Origin of the sequence: Nocardioides pymetrozini (assembly GCF_046058985.1) — a bacterium.
Lineage (GTDB): Bacteria > Actinomycetota > Actinomycetes > Propionibacteriales > Nocardioidaceae > Nocardioides.
The window spans coordinates 13,541-29,792 of the sequence record NZ_CP175556.1 but is presented as its reverse complement, the minus strand read 5'-3'; the positions used below and the strand labels follow the sequence as shown (position 1 = coordinate 29,792).

The 16,252-nt window shown below is 66.4% G+C and carries 14 protein-coding genes; 6 read left to right on the top strand and 8 right to left on the bottom strand.

Annotated elements, in window-relative coordinates:
- Positions 1 to 10: 10 nt before the first annotated feature.
- Positions 11 to 985 (bottom strand): L-histidine N(alpha)-methyltransferase, encoded by a 975-nt coding sequence (gene egtD, locus ACJ5H2_RS00135; RefSeq protein ID WP_408897530.1) that lies wholly within the window; start codon positions 983 to 985, stop codon positions 11 to 13.
- Entirely contained in the window at positions 982 to 2,343 is a 1,362-nt protein-coding gene (gene egtB, locus ACJ5H2_RS00130; RefSeq protein ID WP_408897529.1) for an ergothioneine biosynthesis protein EgtB, read from the bottom strand. The genes egtD and egtB overlap by 4 nt, the downstream gene beginning before the upstream one ends.
- A 228-nt stretch (positions 2,344 to 2,571) precedes the next feature.
- Here egtB and ACJ5H2_RS00125 point away from each other — a divergent pair, with 228 nt between their 5' ends.
- The 6 genes from ACJ5H2_RS00125 (at position 2,572) to ACJ5H2_RS00100 (ending at position 6,444) form a co-directional block, all read left to right on the top strand.
- Complete coding sequence (locus ACJ5H2_RS00125; protein WP_408897528.1) at positions 2,572 to 2,943, top strand: hypothetical protein; 372 nt, start codon at positions 2,572 to 2,574, stop codon at positions 2,941 to 2,943.
- 146 nt (positions 2,944 to 3,089) lie between these two features.
- A complete protein-coding gene (locus tag ACJ5H2_RS00120) occupies positions 3,090 to 4,007 on the top strand; it encodes an HNH endonuclease (RefSeq protein WP_408897527.1) in 918 nt (305 codons plus the stop codon).
- A gap of 41 nt (positions 4,008 to 4,048) precedes the next feature.
- Positions 4,049 to 4,231: a hypothetical protein gene (locus ACJ5H2_RS00115; RefSeq protein WP_408897526.1), complete on the top strand. Its 183-nt coding sequence runs from the start codon at positions 4,049 to 4,051 to the stop codon at positions 4,229 to 4,231.
- Positions 4,232 to 4,427: 196 nt separating this feature from the next.
- A complete protein-coding gene (locus ACJ5H2_RS00110; protein WP_408897525.1) occupies positions 4,428 to 5,213 on the top strand; it encodes a YfbU family protein in 786 nt (261 codons plus the stop codon).
- A 5-nt stretch (positions 5,214 to 5,218) separates the two neighbouring features.
- Positions 5,219 to 5,683: a hypothetical protein gene (locus ACJ5H2_RS00105; RefSeq protein ID WP_408897524.1), complete on the top strand. Its 465-nt coding sequence runs from the start codon at positions 5,219 to 5,221 to the stop codon at positions 5,681 to 5,683.
- A 422-nt stretch (positions 5,684 to 6,105) separates the two neighbouring features.
- Positions 6,106 to 6,444, top strand: a complete 339-nt coding sequence (locus ACJ5H2_RS00100) for a hypothetical protein (protein ID WP_408897523.1) — start codon at positions 6,106 to 6,108, stop codon at positions 6,442 to 6,444.
- A gap of 8 nt (positions 6,445 to 6,452) precedes the next feature.
- Here the strand turns inward: ACJ5H2_RS00100 and ACJ5H2_RS00095 are convergent, their stop codons facing one another.
- The 6 genes from ACJ5H2_RS00095 to ACJ5H2_RS00070 all read right to left on the bottom strand — a co-directional run bounded on the left by ACJ5H2_RS00095 (position 6,453) and on the right by ACJ5H2_RS00070 (position 16,226).
- The gene (locus ACJ5H2_RS00095; protein ID WP_408897522.1) at positions 6,453 to 6,776 is read right to left on the bottom strand and encodes a hypothetical protein; all 324 of its coding nucleotides are present in this window, start codon (positions 6,774 to 6,776) and stop codon (positions 6,453 to 6,455) included.
- 186 nt (positions 6,777 to 6,962) lie between these two features.
- On the bottom strand, positions 6,963 to 8,228 hold the full coding sequence (locus ACJ5H2_RS00090; protein ID WP_408897521.1) for a Shedu immune nuclease family protein: 1,266 nt from the start codon (positions 8,226 to 8,228) through the stop codon (positions 6,963 to 6,965).
- On the bottom strand, positions 8,228 to 11,311 hold the full coding sequence (locus ACJ5H2_RS00085) for a type I restriction endonuclease subunit R (RefSeq protein WP_408899669.1): 3,084 nt from the start codon (positions 11,309 to 11,311) through the stop codon (positions 8,228 to 8,230). The genes ACJ5H2_RS00090 and ACJ5H2_RS00085 overlap by 1 nt, the downstream gene beginning before the upstream one ends.
- Positions 11,312 to 11,328: 17 nt before the next feature.
- Complete coding sequence (locus ACJ5H2_RS00080; RefSeq protein ID WP_408897520.1) at positions 11,329 to 13,020, bottom strand: DUF262 domain-containing protein; 1,692 nt, start codon at positions 13,018 to 13,020, stop codon at positions 11,329 to 11,331.
- A 12-nt stretch (positions 13,021 to 13,032) separates the two neighbouring features.
- Positions 13,033 to 14,235, bottom strand: a complete 1,203-nt coding sequence (locus ACJ5H2_RS00075; RefSeq protein ID WP_408897519.1) for a restriction endonuclease subunit S — start codon at positions 14,233 to 14,235, stop codon at positions 13,033 to 13,035.
- Positions 14,232 to 16,226 carry a type I restriction-modification system subunit M gene (locus ACJ5H2_RS00070; RefSeq protein WP_408897518.1) on the bottom strand — a complete coding sequence of 665 codons (1,995 nt, stop codon included), beginning with the start codon at positions 16,224 to 16,226 and terminating at the stop codon, positions 14,232 to 14,234. Before ACJ5H2_RS00070 ends, ACJ5H2_RS00075 begins: the two co-directional genes overlap by 4 nt.
- Between the last annotated feature and the right edge of the window lie 26 nt (positions 16,227 to 16,252).

The window sequence follows — 16,252 nt, the reverse complement described above, 5'->3', positions numbered from 1 at the left end:
TCCGGCGCGCTCAGGACTTGACCGCAAGAGTGAGGGCGAAGTCGCCCTCCGGGTCGGTCCATACCCGGGCGACGCCGAGGCCCGCGGTCTCGAGCTCCCCCGCGATCCGGCTGACCCGGAACTTGGTGGAGATCTCCACGCGGATCTCCTCCCCCATCGCCAGGTCGAGCACCAGCTCGGCGCCGGGAATCGTCACCCGCTGCGGCACCTCCGCGCGCAGGCGCAGGTCCATCCGCTCCATGTGCGGGTCCCAGAACGGGACATAGGAGAAGGCCGACGGGTCGAAGTCGGCGCCCAGCTCGCGGTTGACCACCACCAGGCTGTTGCGGATGAAGTCCTCCGTGACGCCCTGGGCGTCGTCGTACGCCGCGATCAGGCGGTCGGCGCTCTTCACCAGGTCGGTGCCGAGCAGCACGGAGTCGCCCGGCTCGAGGACGTCGGCGAGCGCGCCCAGGAAGGCGGCGCGCTCCTCGCGGTAGAGGTTGCCGATCGTCCCGCCGAGGAAGGCGACCATCCGCCGCCCGCCCTTCGGGAGGTGGGCGAGGTGGAGGGTGAAGTCGCCGACCACGGCGAGCACCTCCAGACCGGGATGGCGCTCGGCGATGTCGGCGGCCGCCTGGCGCAGGGTCCCCTCGGCGACGTCGACCGGCGCGAACCGGGTCAGCTGCCCGGCGCGCGTGAAGGCATCGAGCAGGAGGCGGGTCTTCTCGCTGGTGCCGCTGCCCAGCTCGATGAGCGCGGTGGCGCCGCTCGCCGCGACGATCTCGTCGGCATGGGCCTCGAGGATCGAGCGCTCGGCGGCGAAGGGGTAGTACTCCGGCAGGCGGGTGATCTCGTCGAAGAGCGCGGAGCCGCGGTCGTCGTACAGCCAGCGCGGGGGGAGAGTGCGCGGCACCTGGCTCAGGCCGCGGCGTACGTCGGCGGCGAGGCTGTCGCTGGCCCAGTCGGGCTCGAGCAGGACGCAGACCTCGGGCTCCTGGCTCATCGCGCCCCCTCGGTGGTTGAGGTGCGAGCGCTGCGCTCGTCCTGAGGTGCGAGCGAAGCGAGCCTCGAAGGGAGCCTCGAAACCCCGTCGGCGAGGCGCAGGCCCGACAGCGCCCATCGCGCGCCGGGCGGGAAGAAGTTGCGATAGCTGGCTCGCGCGTGGCCCGGCGGGGTGAGCGCGCAGCCGCCGCGCAGCACCATCTGGTTGGACATGAACTTGCCGTTGTACTCGCCGATCGCGCCCGCCGCGGGGTGGAAGCCGGGATAGGGCAGGTACGCCGAGGACGTCCACTCCCAGCAGTCGCCGTACACCTGGCGCAGGCGGCCGTTCGCCGGGCCGGCGGGGCGCGGGTGCCAGGTCTCGGTGTCGGCGAGGTTGCCCGTGGGCTGGGCGGCGGCGTCGTCGGTGTCGGTGCGCACGGCGTGCTCCCACTCGGCCTCGGTGGGCAGCCGCTTGCCGGCCCAGGTCGCGTAGGCGTCGGCCTCGTAGTGGCTGACGTGGCTGACCGGCAGGCCCGGGTTGACGGGGAAGGTGCCGTGCAGGGTGTGCTCGAACCACACCCCGTCGACCTCGGTCCAGTAGAAGGGCGCCTGCCACCCGTTCCCCTTCACCTGTGCCCAGCCGTCGGACAGCCACAGCTCGGGGCGCCGGTAGCCGCCGTCGGCCATGAACTCCAGCCACTCGCCGTTGGTCACCAGCCGGTCGGCGATCCGGAACGGCTCGAGGTAGACCTGGTGCAGCGGCAGCTCGTTGTCGAAGGAGAACTCGGCGCCGCGGTGCCCGATCTCGACCAGGCCGCCGTCGACGTCGACCCAGCCGAGCGGGTCGGGCTCGGCCTGCGCGGCCGGGCTGCCGGCGTACACGGGACGCAGGGGGTTGAGGGAAAACACGTGCTTGATGTCCATGAGCAGCAGCTCCTGGTGCTGCTGCTCATGGTGGAAGCCGAGCTCGATGGTGCCCGCGAGCTTGTCGATCGTGCCCTGGTCGAGACCGGCGACGAGTTCGCGCATCCGGTCGTCGACGTTGGCGCGGTAGACCCCGACGTCGTGCGCCCCCGGCCGGCTGATCACCCCGCGCTCGGCGCGGTTGTAGCGCGGCCCGACCGCCTCGTAGTAGCTGTTGAAGAGGAACCAGTACTGGTCCTGGTACGGCGCGAAGCCGGCCTCGTTGTCGGCCAGCACGAAGGTCTCGAAGAACCACGTCACGTGCGCCCGATGCCACTTGGTGGGCGACACGTCCGGCATCGACTGCACGGTCTGGTCCTCCGGCGACAGCGGCGCCGCCAGGCGCTCGGTGTGCCCGCGCACCTCGTCGTACCGCGCCAGGAGGGTGTCTGCCGTCCACTGCGTAGCGGTCATATTGCGACCCTAGGTGGGCCCGCCGACAACGGCCAGGGACGTGGGTCAGGCGTCAGCGGATGTTCACCGCTTGCGGGCGCAGGAGGCGACGGACGTCAACGTCGAGCCCGTCACTTGAACTGCGTCCCATGGTGACCGTCGGCCGTCACCGTTCTGCGACCCTTGGAGCGACCGAGCCGCAGTGATAGCGCCCGGAATTCCGTCGGAGGATTCTCGTACGTTCCAGCGGTGCAGTTCTACGAGACAACCGCCTGGTCAGTGATCGTGTGGGCGCTGAACGGATGCCTGGTCGCGACGGTCACAGCCGATACGCTGCGTATGTTGTCAGTGCGGGGGACGCACCGGCGATATGTGTGGGCGACGATAGAACATGCCACCGTCTATCCGACCTTGGTCGGCGTGTTCCTCCAGGTCGCCGGACACATCGCTCGGCGCGATTGGGTCTTGACCGGTATCGCCCTCGCCGTCGGCCTCTACTACGTCTTCCTCCTGTGGCGCTTCCGCCGTGACAACGACGACGACTGGTTCAACGACGGCGGCCCCGGACGACTCCTCAGCCGACTTGTTCCCGGCGGCCGCACCGTTCCAGAGAGCTACTGATACGCCCGCGTCGACCGAGGTCGAGCCCGCGGATGGCAGCCCGCCGCCGAGGACGAGGCTGCCCAAGGCGCATGCGGATATGGACGCTCGGTCCACTCTGCACCAGGAAGCCCCGGGACCAACGGTCTGCCTGCAATGATCCCGCTGTGACATCCCCCGACCGACTGCGTGAATTGGCAATTCGCCATGCCGCCTTCGCGTGGCTCGATCGGCAGCGCGCCCAGGGCAAGGAGACCTTCACCCAGCAGGACACCAGTGGGCTGACCCTCGCCGGGGAAACCATCCGGCTCATGCCGACCCAGCAGGGGATCTGGAAGCCGGGACAACTGGCCGCCGCTCTGTCGATCCGGACGGTCTATCGCCCGGAAGGCAGCACGCGCCCCTACGACGATGCCGTCGGCCTGGATGGGTTCTACCGCTACAAGATGCGGGGCGACGACCCCAACCACTTCGAGAACCGCGCCCTGCGGCAGGCGATGATCGAACGACTGCCGCTCATCTGGTGGTTGGGCGTCCAAGGCGGTGGATACAGCGCTCTGTATCCGATCTACCTCGTTGACGAGGAGCGAGCCGACCTCCAGTTTGTCGTTGATATCGACGCCGTCCCTCAGCCCGACATCACCTGGCCGTCGACGGAGCTTGAGCTCGACCCGTCGTACCGGCAGCAACTCACCAAGCGGCGCCTGCACCAGCGGCCCTTCCGGGCCGCAGTCCTGCGGGCCTACCGGACGTCCTGCGCGGTGTGCTCGTTCCGGCACAGCGACCTGCTCGACGCTGCGCACATCCAGGAGGACGGCGCCGGCGGGCGGCCTGTCGTCACCAACGGGCTCACACTCTGCAAGATGCACCACGCCGCCTATGACCGGAGGATCCTCGGCATCACGCCGGACTACGAGGTGCGGATCAACGCCGAGGTGCTCCGCGAGGTCGACGGCCCCATGCTCCGCCACGGCATCCAGGAGTTCCACACGCGAAAGCTCATGGTGCTACCCACACGCCGCTCTGAACGTCCCGATCGGATCTTGTTGGACCAGCGATTCCGGGCATTCCTCGACGCGAGTTGAGACCGCTTGAGATCCGGTCGAGCCTAGGGGACCGGGTCGCCGTGCTTGCATCGCTGGATGAGATCACGACGATCATCGACGAGATGCCCGACCGGCTGAAGCTCCTCATTGTTCTGGCCGCCTTCGTCGGGCTACGCCAAGGCGAACTCCTGGAGCTGCGCCGCTCGGACGTGGACACCACCTCGGTTGGATCCACGTCGCTCGCAAGGTCGACAAGGACGTGATCCCGGACGCCCAAGGCGCCTGAGGCCGGCGGATGAACGGGCCCAAGAGGTCCTCACGCAACGCGACGGTGTACGACTTGGCGTAGTTCTCAGGGCGGCGCTCCAGCGCTTCCAAGATACCCCCAAACAGCCAACGTGCCGGGTCGCTGTATGACGCTGCTACGCTTAGCGTCATACAGTCTTACAGGAGGTTGAGGTGGCTGTTCTGAACATCAGGGTCGACGACCGGGTCCGCGACGAACTGCGGGACTTGGCCGACGACGCAGGCGTGACGCTCAGCGAGTACGTGCGCGACCTGCTCATGGAGGCCGTGGTGCCGGTCCCGAAGATGGACGGCGACGACCTTGGACGCCGCCGAAGCGAGGAGGAGCCGCCGGAGTCGATGCGCCTGGCCGACCGTCAGGTCCTCTCGCTGCTGCACCGGATCCTCGCCCGGGTGCTGCCCGAGGACGCCAACGACGTGGACGGCGACCATGACTACCAGCTGATGCGAGCCCGCATCCTGGAGAACGGCTTCACCAGCGAGTACTCCTACGAGGTGGCCGGGTTCCGCACGGAGCTGTCGAAGCGTGACTGCCGGCGGGTGTCGGACATCCTCCAGATGTTCCGCATCCTCACCTACAGCGTCAGCCATCTCGAGGAGGAGGGGACGCCCGTCGACGACGAGCTCGCGCGGGCCCTGGAGTTCCAGGGCTTCGACTTCAACGACTCGCTCGAGGGCCACATGGACGACTACGTCAAGTTCCAGATGCGCGACGGCGACCGCTGGACCGAGCTGCAGCCGCAGATCGAGCGCACCGACGGCGGCGACTCGCACTGGCCGATGCTCGACACCTATCTGCGGATGCTGGCCGAGTACCGGCGCATCATGGACGGCCGTGAGCGCGGGAGCTTTAGCCGGCTCGACTACCTGCTCACGGCAGACGAGCTGCAGCAGATCCGCGACGCCCAGGTGCATCCGTCCCGGCGGTCCGAGGACTGATCAAGATGACAAGAGACCGCAACGCGCGCCGCAACCGCCGTGAGCAGCTCTTCCTCGACCAACGTCACGCGTGGGTGCACCATATGAACCAGATCGGCGCTGCCGACTGCTCGGGCTACTCCACGATGCTCGGGCAGCGACGCCTCAGGTGCCCCATCTGCATGAAGATGAAGGACCTCGACCAGTTCGATGAGGAGCACGCTCCGCAGCAATCCGGCGTCTCGATCCTGGGAGACGCAACGACGGTCGTGCTGACCTGCAAGGGCTGCAATGGTGGTGCGAACCTGAAGTTCGAACGCGAGGCCGCTCACCCACAGATCAAGCGCCACGGCGACTTGCCCGGTGGGTGCTCCGTGCACGGAACCCGCGTCGACGAGAGCGGATCCGTGCTCAAGGTCGTTGACGAACTCCCGCTGGTCATGTCCGACATCAAGTCCGCGTTCGTTCTCGCCTTCGCGACGCTCGGGTAATGCTGGTCAACCGCCATCGGCGTCAGGCCGATCCGAGCCGCGATCCAATCAGGGAATCTCCCTCTCGATGGCACCGCGACGATCGTCAAACTCGCACCGGGATCCGCCGGCGACCGCACTGTGCTTCAGTTCGGTGGCAGCACCCGCGGCGTTGCCGTGGTCGGACCAGACGGCAACGCAGTGCTGCTTCCCAGCCGCGGCAGCCAGCAGGCTCCCACGCTGGATGGCTCAAAGGTGCGGCTCCGGTCGTGGTCCTGGCCCATGACGAATGGGCCTCACCCGCTTGTGGATGAGGCGAGGAAGGCCGGCAACCTTTTTCACGCGGACTTCTGCTCGAACCACACCTGGTGACCACCGGGTCGTCGAGCTATGAGGACGTTCTCGCGGAGACGACCGACAACTCCGGTGCATAGGCTTGGCCAGTGCATGACGATGCTGACGACGGCCTGTTCGCCGACCCCCGGCCCGCTCCCCCGCAGGTCGCCGTACCCGACCCCGATGAGGTGCCGGACTGGCTCGTGGCGAACCTCAGGAGGGCGCTGGACGACGTCGGCCTGGAGTCCATGGCAGAACGCCAGGCGCTCATCGTCGAGCTCGCCGGCAGACCGGTGGCATCGCTACGCGAGCTGACCTTCGTCGAAGCGCGCCAGGTCGCTGAGAAGCTCACAGCGCGCCGCAAGGCTCAGCCAGGGGCAGCAGGCAGCAGTGCTCGCAGCTCGTGGGACGACCGTGAGGGCGATACCTGGATCGACCGTATGTAGCAGCCGGCTCAGGAGTCCTTCTTCTTCACCAGGCCCTCGGGGATGGTCGTGTACTTCTTGCCGTGGTCGGTGAAGAGCGTCTTGATCGAGTCTGTGTCTGCCGGCGACTCATAGACGGCGCGACGGATCTTGGAGTTCTTGAGGTCCAGGCCGTACAGGTCGCCACCGTCCTTCTCGACGCCGACGGCAATGATCCGGTCGAACAGCTCACCGTGCTCGTCGGCGAGCGAGCGTCTCAGCTGACACGGGCGCGTAGTCCCACCAGTCGACGCCGACGTTGATGCCCCACGTCCCGCGTTTGGTACGACGCTCGCGGAACGCCTCGTGCGCATGGCCGTGGAGCAGCGGGATGCCCTCGTCGCGCAGCCGGAACTGCGCGTAGCGGTCCTCGTCATGGGAGTTGGCGGCGTAGGGGAAGTGCGACAGCAGCACCCGTGTCGCCGGCGCCTGGGGATGCGGCGGCGGAAGCGAGACCGCGACCTCCATAACCACCCCGAACGGCGGCGACCCCCGTGCAATCAGAACGGCGGCTCCCCATCGCCAGCGATCTCATCCGCGGAGCCTGGCGACACCTTCGCCAGCTCGAGGAAGGCCTTGGCTCTCGCCAGTACCTCGTCATATGTCAGGATTTCGGGTTCGGTGATCGACCGCCGAAACCCTTCGAAGGCCAGAAATTTCTCCTCGTGGATGCGGCCGTCGTCCGTCAGGCCCTCGAGCGTGCCGACCACCAGATAGCTGCGAGGCTTGAGGTTGTAGGCGCGCTCGCCCGTGACGTAGCCATCGACCTTTCGCTCGAGTTGGCGGCCGATGTCATCCTGTGCCCGGCGCACGGTGGCGTGTGCCTGAGCAACTCCTCGGGTGACATGAGTTGATACCGGCCAAGCGCCCGAGCGGAAGTGGCTCGCTTCCAAGAGAGGGACATCGTGCCTCTTGATCTCGGCGTAGACGAGGGCCTTGATCGCACCAGCCGTCTCCATGAGAGCGTCGGCTTCCTTGCCTGGCCCAGCGACGCTCGAACCTGCTACGTACCTCTCCAGGCGCTGCGGATCCCACGAGGTGAAGAGGTGGGCAGACAGACCAACTCCGAGCAGCCAGGGATTGGCCTCGAAGAAGCGCTGCCAAACGACCTCTGGGCCTCGACCCTCGGCCACCTCGGCGAAGAAGTCGGCGTCGGAAAGCATGCGGCTGAACCTCTCCACGACTTCCTGCCGTGCCCGCAGAGCGAGCACATCCGTGGCGTCGACGTCGCCTTCGATGAGCGCACGCAGAGCGCTTGGATCCTCGGCGTAGATCGCCTCGAGCCGCTCCGGATCCGCCACGACCTGCCGGATCATGGCCTCGTCGACGCGGAAGCCATGCGGTTCCCGGGGGTCAACGCCGCTAAGAAGCGCGCAGAAGTCGAACAGCCTCCGGGCGCCCTCGGCATCAAGTCGGATGGCATCCACGACTTGAGGGTTGGGGCCGCTGGCACCCTCGACGCGCTGGATGCGGATCTCGGAGACGCCGCCGACATCGCCCACCACCCGCGCCTGGACTTGAACGCGCCCCTTGGGGGACCGGTAGAGATCCTCTGTCATGCTCGTCGGCCCATCGAGATCACCTTCACCCAGATCATCCGCAACCACCTGCCATGCCGTCTTGGTCGGCTGTCCAACTTCGCTCGCGCGGCCGTACTTCAACGGGAAGGCCCTGCTCGTGATGAACCGGCCAAGCGTTCGTCGCACCGCGTACTCACCAGCTGTGAGCGGCTCGTCTGGCTCGAACTGGTCCCAGACCACGTCCATCAGCAGCTCCCAGACCCGACTCCGGCGAAGAGCTCTGCCTGTTCGAGGACGAGCTCGATGGCCTTCTCTTCGAGGTCGGGCGGGTAGCCGTTGATCGCGAGCAGGCGACGGACCTTCGACCGCATCCCAGCCTTTACGGACTCCTTGTAGTTCCAATCGATCGTCACCGAATTGCGAACCGACCAGACGAGGTCGACCGAGATCTTCTTGAGCTTCTCGTCGCCGAGCTCGAGGACTGCCGCCTCGTTCTGCACGATCGCGTCGTAAAAGGCGGCTTCGGCCTCGGTCAGGCCCAGCTGCTCGTGCCGGCTGGCCTGGTCGCGCATCTCCTTGGCGAGCTTGACCAATTCCGCGATGATCTCGGCCGTGGTGAGCGAGCGGTTGGTGTACTTGTTGATCGCCTCCTCCAGCTGCTCGGAGAACTTGCGCGACTGGACGAGGTTCGACCGGGCGACGGTCTTGATCCGGTCGTTGAGGATCCTGCGCAGGAGCCCGAGTTGGAGGTTGGGCTTGTCCTTGTGGGCCAGGGAGTCGAGGAACTCGTCGGAGAGGATCGAGATCTCGGGTGTCTCGACGCCGGCGAGCTTGTAGATGTCGACCACCTCGTCGGCGGCGACCGCCTCGTTTACGAGCTGCCCGATGGCGGTATCCACTTCGACGGCACCGGATCCGGCACGTCCCGAGTCGGGGTTCAGGATCTTCATGATTGCGGCTCGCACGTCGGTGAAGAGCCGTACGTCGTTGCGGATCGCGGCGGCTTCTTCTCTAGCGCCGGCCAGCGCATAGACCTTTGCCAGGGCGAGGACCTGATCGAGGAACCGGGTTTGCCGGTCCTGGTCGGCCATGACGAAGTCGAGCACCTTGGCGTGCTCCGCGAGCCGCTGGCCCGCGGAGAGGTCGGGCGAGGCATTGAAGTCGCAACCGTGCAACAGACCACGAATGATGTCGTGCTTCTCGAGCATCGCGTCAACGAGCTCTTCGATCGGGACGCCGGCCTGGTCGCGGTCGGAGGGTGAGTACTCGACGAGTGCCTTCTGGAGGTTCGCGAAGACACCGATGTAGTCGACGATCAGGCCGCCGGGCTTGTCGCGGAAGGTGCGGTTGACGCGTGCGATCGCCTGCATGAGCCCGGCACCCTGCATGGTCTTGTCGACGTAGATGGTGTGCATCGACGGGGCATCGAAGCCGGTGAGCCACATGTCGCGGACGATGACGATCTCGAGCGGATCGTCGGGGTTCTTAGCGCGTGCCTTGATCTCCCGTCGCACGTCCTTGGAGTGCAGGTGCGGTTGGAATGCCGGCGGGTCGGCGGCGGAACCGGTCATGACGACCTTGATCCGGCCGGCCATCGGGTCGTCGGAGTGCCAGTCGGGACGCAGGGCCACGATCTTCTCGTAAAGCCGTACGGCGATGCGACGCGACATCGTCACGATCATCGCCTTGCCAAGCATCGCCGCGCGGCGCTTCTCCCAGTGCTGCACGATGTCGGCGGCGATGAGGTCGAGGCGGTCCTCGGCACCGACGATGGCCTCGAGCCGGGCCCATTTGGACTTGGCCTTCCGCGCCTCGTCCTCCTCGATCTCGCTGGTGATCTCGTCGGCGAGTTCGTCGAGTGCGCCCATGTCGGCCTCCGACAGGGCGACCTTCGCGAGCCTGGACTCGTAGTAGATCTTGACCGTGGCGCCGTCTTCGACGGCGCGGGTGAGGTCGTAGATGTCGATGTACTCGCCGAAGACCGAGCGGGTGGACTTGTCCCCAGTCTCGATGGGCGTGCCGGTGAACCCGAGGAAGGTCGCTCCTGGCAGGGCGTCGCGCATGTGCTTCGCGAGCCCGGCCTTAAGGGTGCCGTCGGCGGCCAGAGTCTCGCCGAAGCCGTACTGCGAACGGTGGGCCTCGTCGGCGACCACCACGACGTTGCGCCGATCGGTCAGCACGGGGTTGACATCATCGCCGACCAAGGGCGCGAACTTCTGCAGTGTCGTGAAGATGATGCCGCCCGAGGCGCGCTGCAGCAGCGAGCGCAGGTCCGTTCTGGACGCGGCCTGGACGGGCTTCTCCGGCAGGATGGCCGCGGGTGCGAAGACCTCGGCGAACAGTTGGTCGTCCAGGTCGTTCCGGTCGGTGAGGAAGACCAGGGTCGGGTTGCCCATCCGCGGGTCCCGCATCACCTTCGCGGCGAAGAGGAGCATCTCGATGCTCTTGCCGGAACCCTGCGTGTGCCAGACGACGCCGCCGCGGCGATCGCCGTTCGGACTGGCGGCTTCGACTGTGGACTCGACGGCAGCGTTGACGGCCCAATACTGGTGGTACTTCGCGACGCGTTTGACCAGGCCCGCGGCCTCGTCCGAGAACACGACAAAGTTCTTCAGCAGGTCGAGAAACCGGGCCGGCTCGAACACACCCTTGAGCAGGACCTCCAGGGCAGGCTTGTTCGTGACGACGTCGCGACCGTCGACGGTCTTCCATGGTGCGTAGTGCTCGAAGGCGCCGGTGAAGGAGCTCATCGCGGCCGAGGTCCCGTCGGAGATGACCGCTACCGCGTTGGCCGTGAACACAGCGGGGATGTCGGTGCGGTAGGTCTGCACCTGATTCCATGCGGTGCGGAGCGTCGCGTGCTCGGCGGCGGAACTCTTCAGCTCGAGCAAGCCCAAGGGGATGCCATTGACGTAGACGAGCACGTCGGGTCGGCGGTTCTTGCTGCCGACGACGGTGACCTGGTTGACCGCGAGCCAGTCATTCTGGTCAGGCTGGTCGAAGTCGATGAGCCGGAGGTACACCGTTCGGACCTGCCCGTCGGCGCCGCGGTGCTCGACCGGCACGCCGTCGACGAGCAGTCGGTGCACGCGGAGGTTCTCGGGGAGCTCAGACTGCGACTCCGCTCGCCCCAGGCGCTTGATCGCTTCGTCCACGAGGTCGGTGTGATCAGGGTTGAGCCGTCGACCTGCTGCTCGGAGCCGGTCGAGCAGGTAGACCTCGTCCCAGGAAGCTCGCTCCTCGGCAGCGCCGCCGGGCCCAATCCGGGGACCGAACTCGGTCGCGTACCCGACCTCGCGGAGGTAGTCGAGGGCGGCGTCCTCGATCACCGCCTCGTCGAACCCGCTCACTGGCTCTCCGCGATGGCGAGGAACTCGTTGAGTCGGGCCGCGATCAGCTCACGGCGTTGGGTGACGAACTTCTCGAAGCCCTCGGGCACGGCGTTCGTGTCATCGAAGACCACCAGCTGCTTTGCCAGTTGCTCCTTGGAGTACTTCGGCGCGTAGTCGGCCGGAGCCTTGGCGCTGATGTCCTTGTTGGTCTTGGAGCTGATGAACGCGAGGTTGGCGATCTCGTCGACGTCCCGGCCGTCGATGTCGGGCCGGGCCTTCTTCATGTACGCCTTGGGGAAGACGTGGTGGAACTCGATCTTGTCGGCGTGCCCGGCGAGCTTTGGGCTGATGAGCAGATTAGTCGCCCAGTCTTTCGCGCCGTCGGCGCGGAACGCGAGGAACATGGTCTTGAAGGCTCCACTGCGTGCGGTGCGACCGACCAGGTCGGCCGCGGTGAAGTCGAGGCGACCGACCTGCTGGACCAGACGCTGATTGAGGCCGCCGATCCTGTCCTCCGAGCGCAGGGCCGCCAGGTCCTGGTCGAGGAGGGTTTCGGTGGACCCGCGCGAGTAGCGGCCCTTCGCGTTGGCCAGGAGGAACCACTTCCGGAACGCAGCGGCGTCTTTGTCGGAGATCTTGTAGTTCATCTGTGCGCCCCAGGAGGCGGTGGCGATCATCAGGAACGGCGACGAGAGCAGAGTAGGGCTGTCGACCCCGACGTTCTGCTGGGCGAAGTTGACCGCGAAGTCCATCGCACGCTTGGTGCGCTTCCACCCGTCCTCCAGCGCCTGCTGGGTCAGCGATGCGACCGTGAGGAACCGGGACTGGCCGGTGATGATCGCGATGAGGGTTTTGAGATGCACACCAAGGTCCAGATCGAAGCCCCTATGCGCGACCTCGGCCTGGTAGGCGTTGAAGAGGGCGAGAGACCCGTTCCACTTCGCGGTGATCTGCGCGAGGGCCAGGTCGGAGCTGCGGAGCTTGGCGCCGAGCGAGTTGACCCGCACGAAGATCTCGGTGACTTCCTCATACGACTTCGAGGGCTCGAGGATGTCGACGCGGTAGGAGTAGTCGGCGATCGAACGCAACTGCTTCAGCCGTGCCGAGTACCGCTCATAGTTGGGATCGTCGAACCCGGTGACGCCTGCCGCCTTGAGCAGCTCGGAGTCGGACTTCTTGAAGACGTCGGTGACCTTGACCCAGTTGGGCAGCGCCGCGACCTGGTTGCTGGCGACGACAAAGGCTCGGCGGTTGACGCGCGTGATCAGGTCGGAGTCGACATCGTCGGCATCGTCGGCGTCCTCGTGGCTCTCGTTGTCCTCGGCAACCTCGGTAATGAACGTGAGCTCGTCGGGATGGTCGAGGTTGAACAGGATCTCGACCGGACGTTTGCGGTTCTTGACCGTGACCGGCTCACCACGCAGCACCGCCGAGAGCGATGTGAGACGCTGCTGGCCGTCGAGCAGCAACAGTGGCGCCGTCACCGGCTCGCTGTTCGTCGCGACAGCGAAGGCGCGAGTTTCGACCGTCGCCGCCGGCTGCCAAGTCAGGATCACGCCGGACGGGTACTCGCGATACAGCGAATCCAGCAGATCGCGGACCTTGGTGGACGTCCAGACGTACTTGCGCTGCATCTCAGGCAGCTGGAGCTCGCCGCGCTCGATCTTGGCGACCAGCTCCCTGACCGGGTAGTCCGACTTGCCCACGCCTGCCTCCCTCTACTCGGTCCCATCCTGTACGACGGCATCGGCCTCCGGGACCCGAATGCGGCCAGAGAGCAGCTCGGGCAACAGCGCGTCCCGTGTTCTGGTGACCGCGGCTGACTCGGCCGCGAGTTGCCAGGAATGCTCAATCAGTCCGCGTGCCGCAGCCAGCGACAGCTCTGGATTGGAGGGAACCGAGAACTCGTAGTCCAGCAGCGCCTCCCGGGGCAGCGCGGTCACAGTCGTTCCGGTCGCGAACCCCTTCGCACGGTCGCGAAACTCGGGTGACTGCAGGCGGGCCCACAGGAAGGGCGCGAGCTCCGAACGCTCACGAAACCGAACGACCGAGGTGTGGTGCGTGTGGAGAGCTCCTTGCAGCGTCGACGGGACGAGGAATCCTCGCCCGAGGATCTCCCGACTCTGGGTGAGGTCCGTGTTGGCTACGACAAGGTCCCACGCCGCAAGGCGATGCTTCTGCTTGAAATCGCCTGTGTAGTACTTAAGGCCGTCTGGCTTGAGCGCTCCCGACGTGCTGAAGCTCCCAAGGTTCACCATCGGGATTGCGTTCGTCGCCGACCCGTCATCGAGTCCAGCCCCCTTGTAGGAAAGGCCCTTATCAACGTCGGCGACGTCACCGACGCGGATCGTTTCGGTTCCGCCGACGAGCAGCGCGGCCGCGAGCTCGAGCTCGATCTCGGCCGATCGGCGGTTGGACTCGATCTTCTCTGACATGGCGAAGTAGAGATCGCCGACCGCCTCCTGCACCGTCCTGGCTGGCGTTGGAATCCGCAGCTTGTCGAAGTCGCCCTTCTTGAAATGCGGAATCAGGGACCCGACATGCATGTTCTCGACCTGGCCGCGGACACCAGGTGACCGCAGTGCAGCCAGCAGGAACCTCGGATAGATCTTCGTCGCGTCTGCCCTAACGGCGACCATGTCCTGAGCGACAACAAAGTCGACCGGGTTGGGAACCAGGGCAGTTCTGCCCGGGGATCCCTTGCAGACGAACAAGATGTCGCCCGGCTCTGGGTGTCCTCGGAACCAGGTCCTGTACGTCTCATTGTCGACGTAACGAACCTTCTCCTTGACCGGATAGAGGGCGTTGTCCTTGATGCAGTTCGTCGCGATCAGTGGGATCCCAGACTCGGCGGTGGGCGCTGTGCGTCCGCGGTTGTCAATGATGGCGCTCAGCAAGTCCGTGAAAGCTGCATCGGTCACTCGAGCACCGCCAGGCGTGAACGGATCTCAGCTTCTAAACCCCTGCCCCGGTCGAACTCGGCGTACAACTCCTTGGTGAGGCGCTCGATCTTGTCGGCGATTGGCTCGTCGTCGGCTACGGCGTCCTCGGCGCCGACGTACCGGCCAGGGGTGAGAACGAAGTCGTGGGCCCTGATCTCGTCGAGGCTGGCTGCCCTCGCGAAGCCGGGGACGTCGGTGTAGCCGCCGTCGTGGTTGCGCCAGGCGTGGTAGGTGTCGGCGATGCGCGCGACGTCGCCGTCATCGAGGACGCGCAGCCGCCGGGTCTCCATGCGGCCGAGCTTGCGGGCGTCGATGAACAGCACCTCGCCGTGGCGGTCGCGGTGGCCGTTGCCGTGGCGCTCCTTCGAGACGAACCATAGGCTGACGGGGATGCCGGTGTTGAAGAACAAGCGTTCCGGCATGGCCACGATGCAGTCCACCAGGTCGGCCTCGACCAGCCTCCGGCGGATCTCGCCCTCCCCTCCGGACTTCGACGACAGCGAGCCGTTGGCGAGGACGAACCCGGCGGTGCCCTTCGGGGAGAGGTGGTGCACGAAGTGCTGGACCCAGGCGAAGTTCGCGTTGCCGGCGGGCGGGGTGCCGTACTTCCAGCGCGGGTCGTCGGCGAGCTTGGCGTCCCACCAGTTCGAGACGTTGAACGGCGGGTTGGCGAGGATGAAGTCGGCACGCAGGTCGGGGTGGAGGTCGGCGGTGAAGGTGTCAGCGGAGCGTTCGCCGAGGTCGGCTTCGATGCCGCGCAGGGCGAGGTTCATCTTGGCCAGTCGCCAGGTGGCGTCGGTGTACTCCTGGCCGTAGACGGAGATCTTGTCGGTGCTGCCGCCGTGGGCCTTAACGAACTCGGCCGACTGGACAAACATGCCGCCCGATCCGCAAGCGGGGTCGTAGACACGGCCCTCGAACGGCTCGAGCATCTCCACGAGCGTCTTGACCACGCTGCGGGGTGTGTAGAACGCGCCGGCGTCCTTGCCCGTCTCTTTCCCGGCGAACTGGCCGAGGAAGTATTCGTAGACACGGCCGAGGACGTCGTCTGACCCGTGGTCGTCGGTCTCGGTGAACCCGATGGATCCGATCAGGTCGACGAGCTGGCCGAGGCGTCCCTTGTCGAGGCCCTCGCGTCCGTAGTTGCGCGGGAGGACGCCGCGGATGACGGGATTCTCCTTCTCGATCAGGTCCATGGCCGCGTCGATGTCGGTGCCTATCGTCGGCAGCTTCGCCCGGTCCTGGATCGCTTTCCAGCGAACCTCTTCGGGCACCCAGAAGACGTTCTTCGACTTGTACTCGTCGCGCACCTCGAGGAAGTCCGAGATGCGGTTCTCCGGCATTCCGTCTGCGACGAGCTCTGCTTCGAGCTCACGGCGGCGGGCCTCGAACCGGTCGGAGATGTACTTCAGGAAGACCAGGCCAAGGACGACGTGCTTGTACTCACTGGGCTCCTGGTTGCCACGCAGCGCGTCGGCCGCATCCCAGAGCCGTTGCTCCAGGGACTTGGTCGGCTTTGCCGGTTTGGCCTTCGCCGCCGGCTTCGGCTTGGCGGCCGAGGGACCGGCTTCGGCGGGTGCTGCCTTCGGCTGGGACGGAGCCACCGCCTCGTCCGCGTCGATCTTCCGACGCAGCGAGCCACCCCGACCACGCCCGACTGCGATCTCATCTGTCGCGAGCAGGAGCGCCTTCGCAGCGTCGTACCGCTTCTCGCTCTTCCAGCCGAGCTCGGTGCGGGCGCGCTGGTTGCCCATGGTTGAGCCGTCGTCCGGAAGGGCCTCCCACAGCGCCTCGGCGTCGACCGACACCTTGGTGCGGCTCACCCGACCGCCCTCGACGTCGAGGTGTCCCGCCTCGACGAGCTCATCGAGCTGCTCCTCGCCCCACCTCGAGGCGAGCGGCGCTCGGTTCTTCAGCTCCCCCGGTTGCATCTCGATGAGTTCGTTCCACACGTCGTCCGGGATGGGCATGATCCCCATCTTCGGCCATGGGTCCG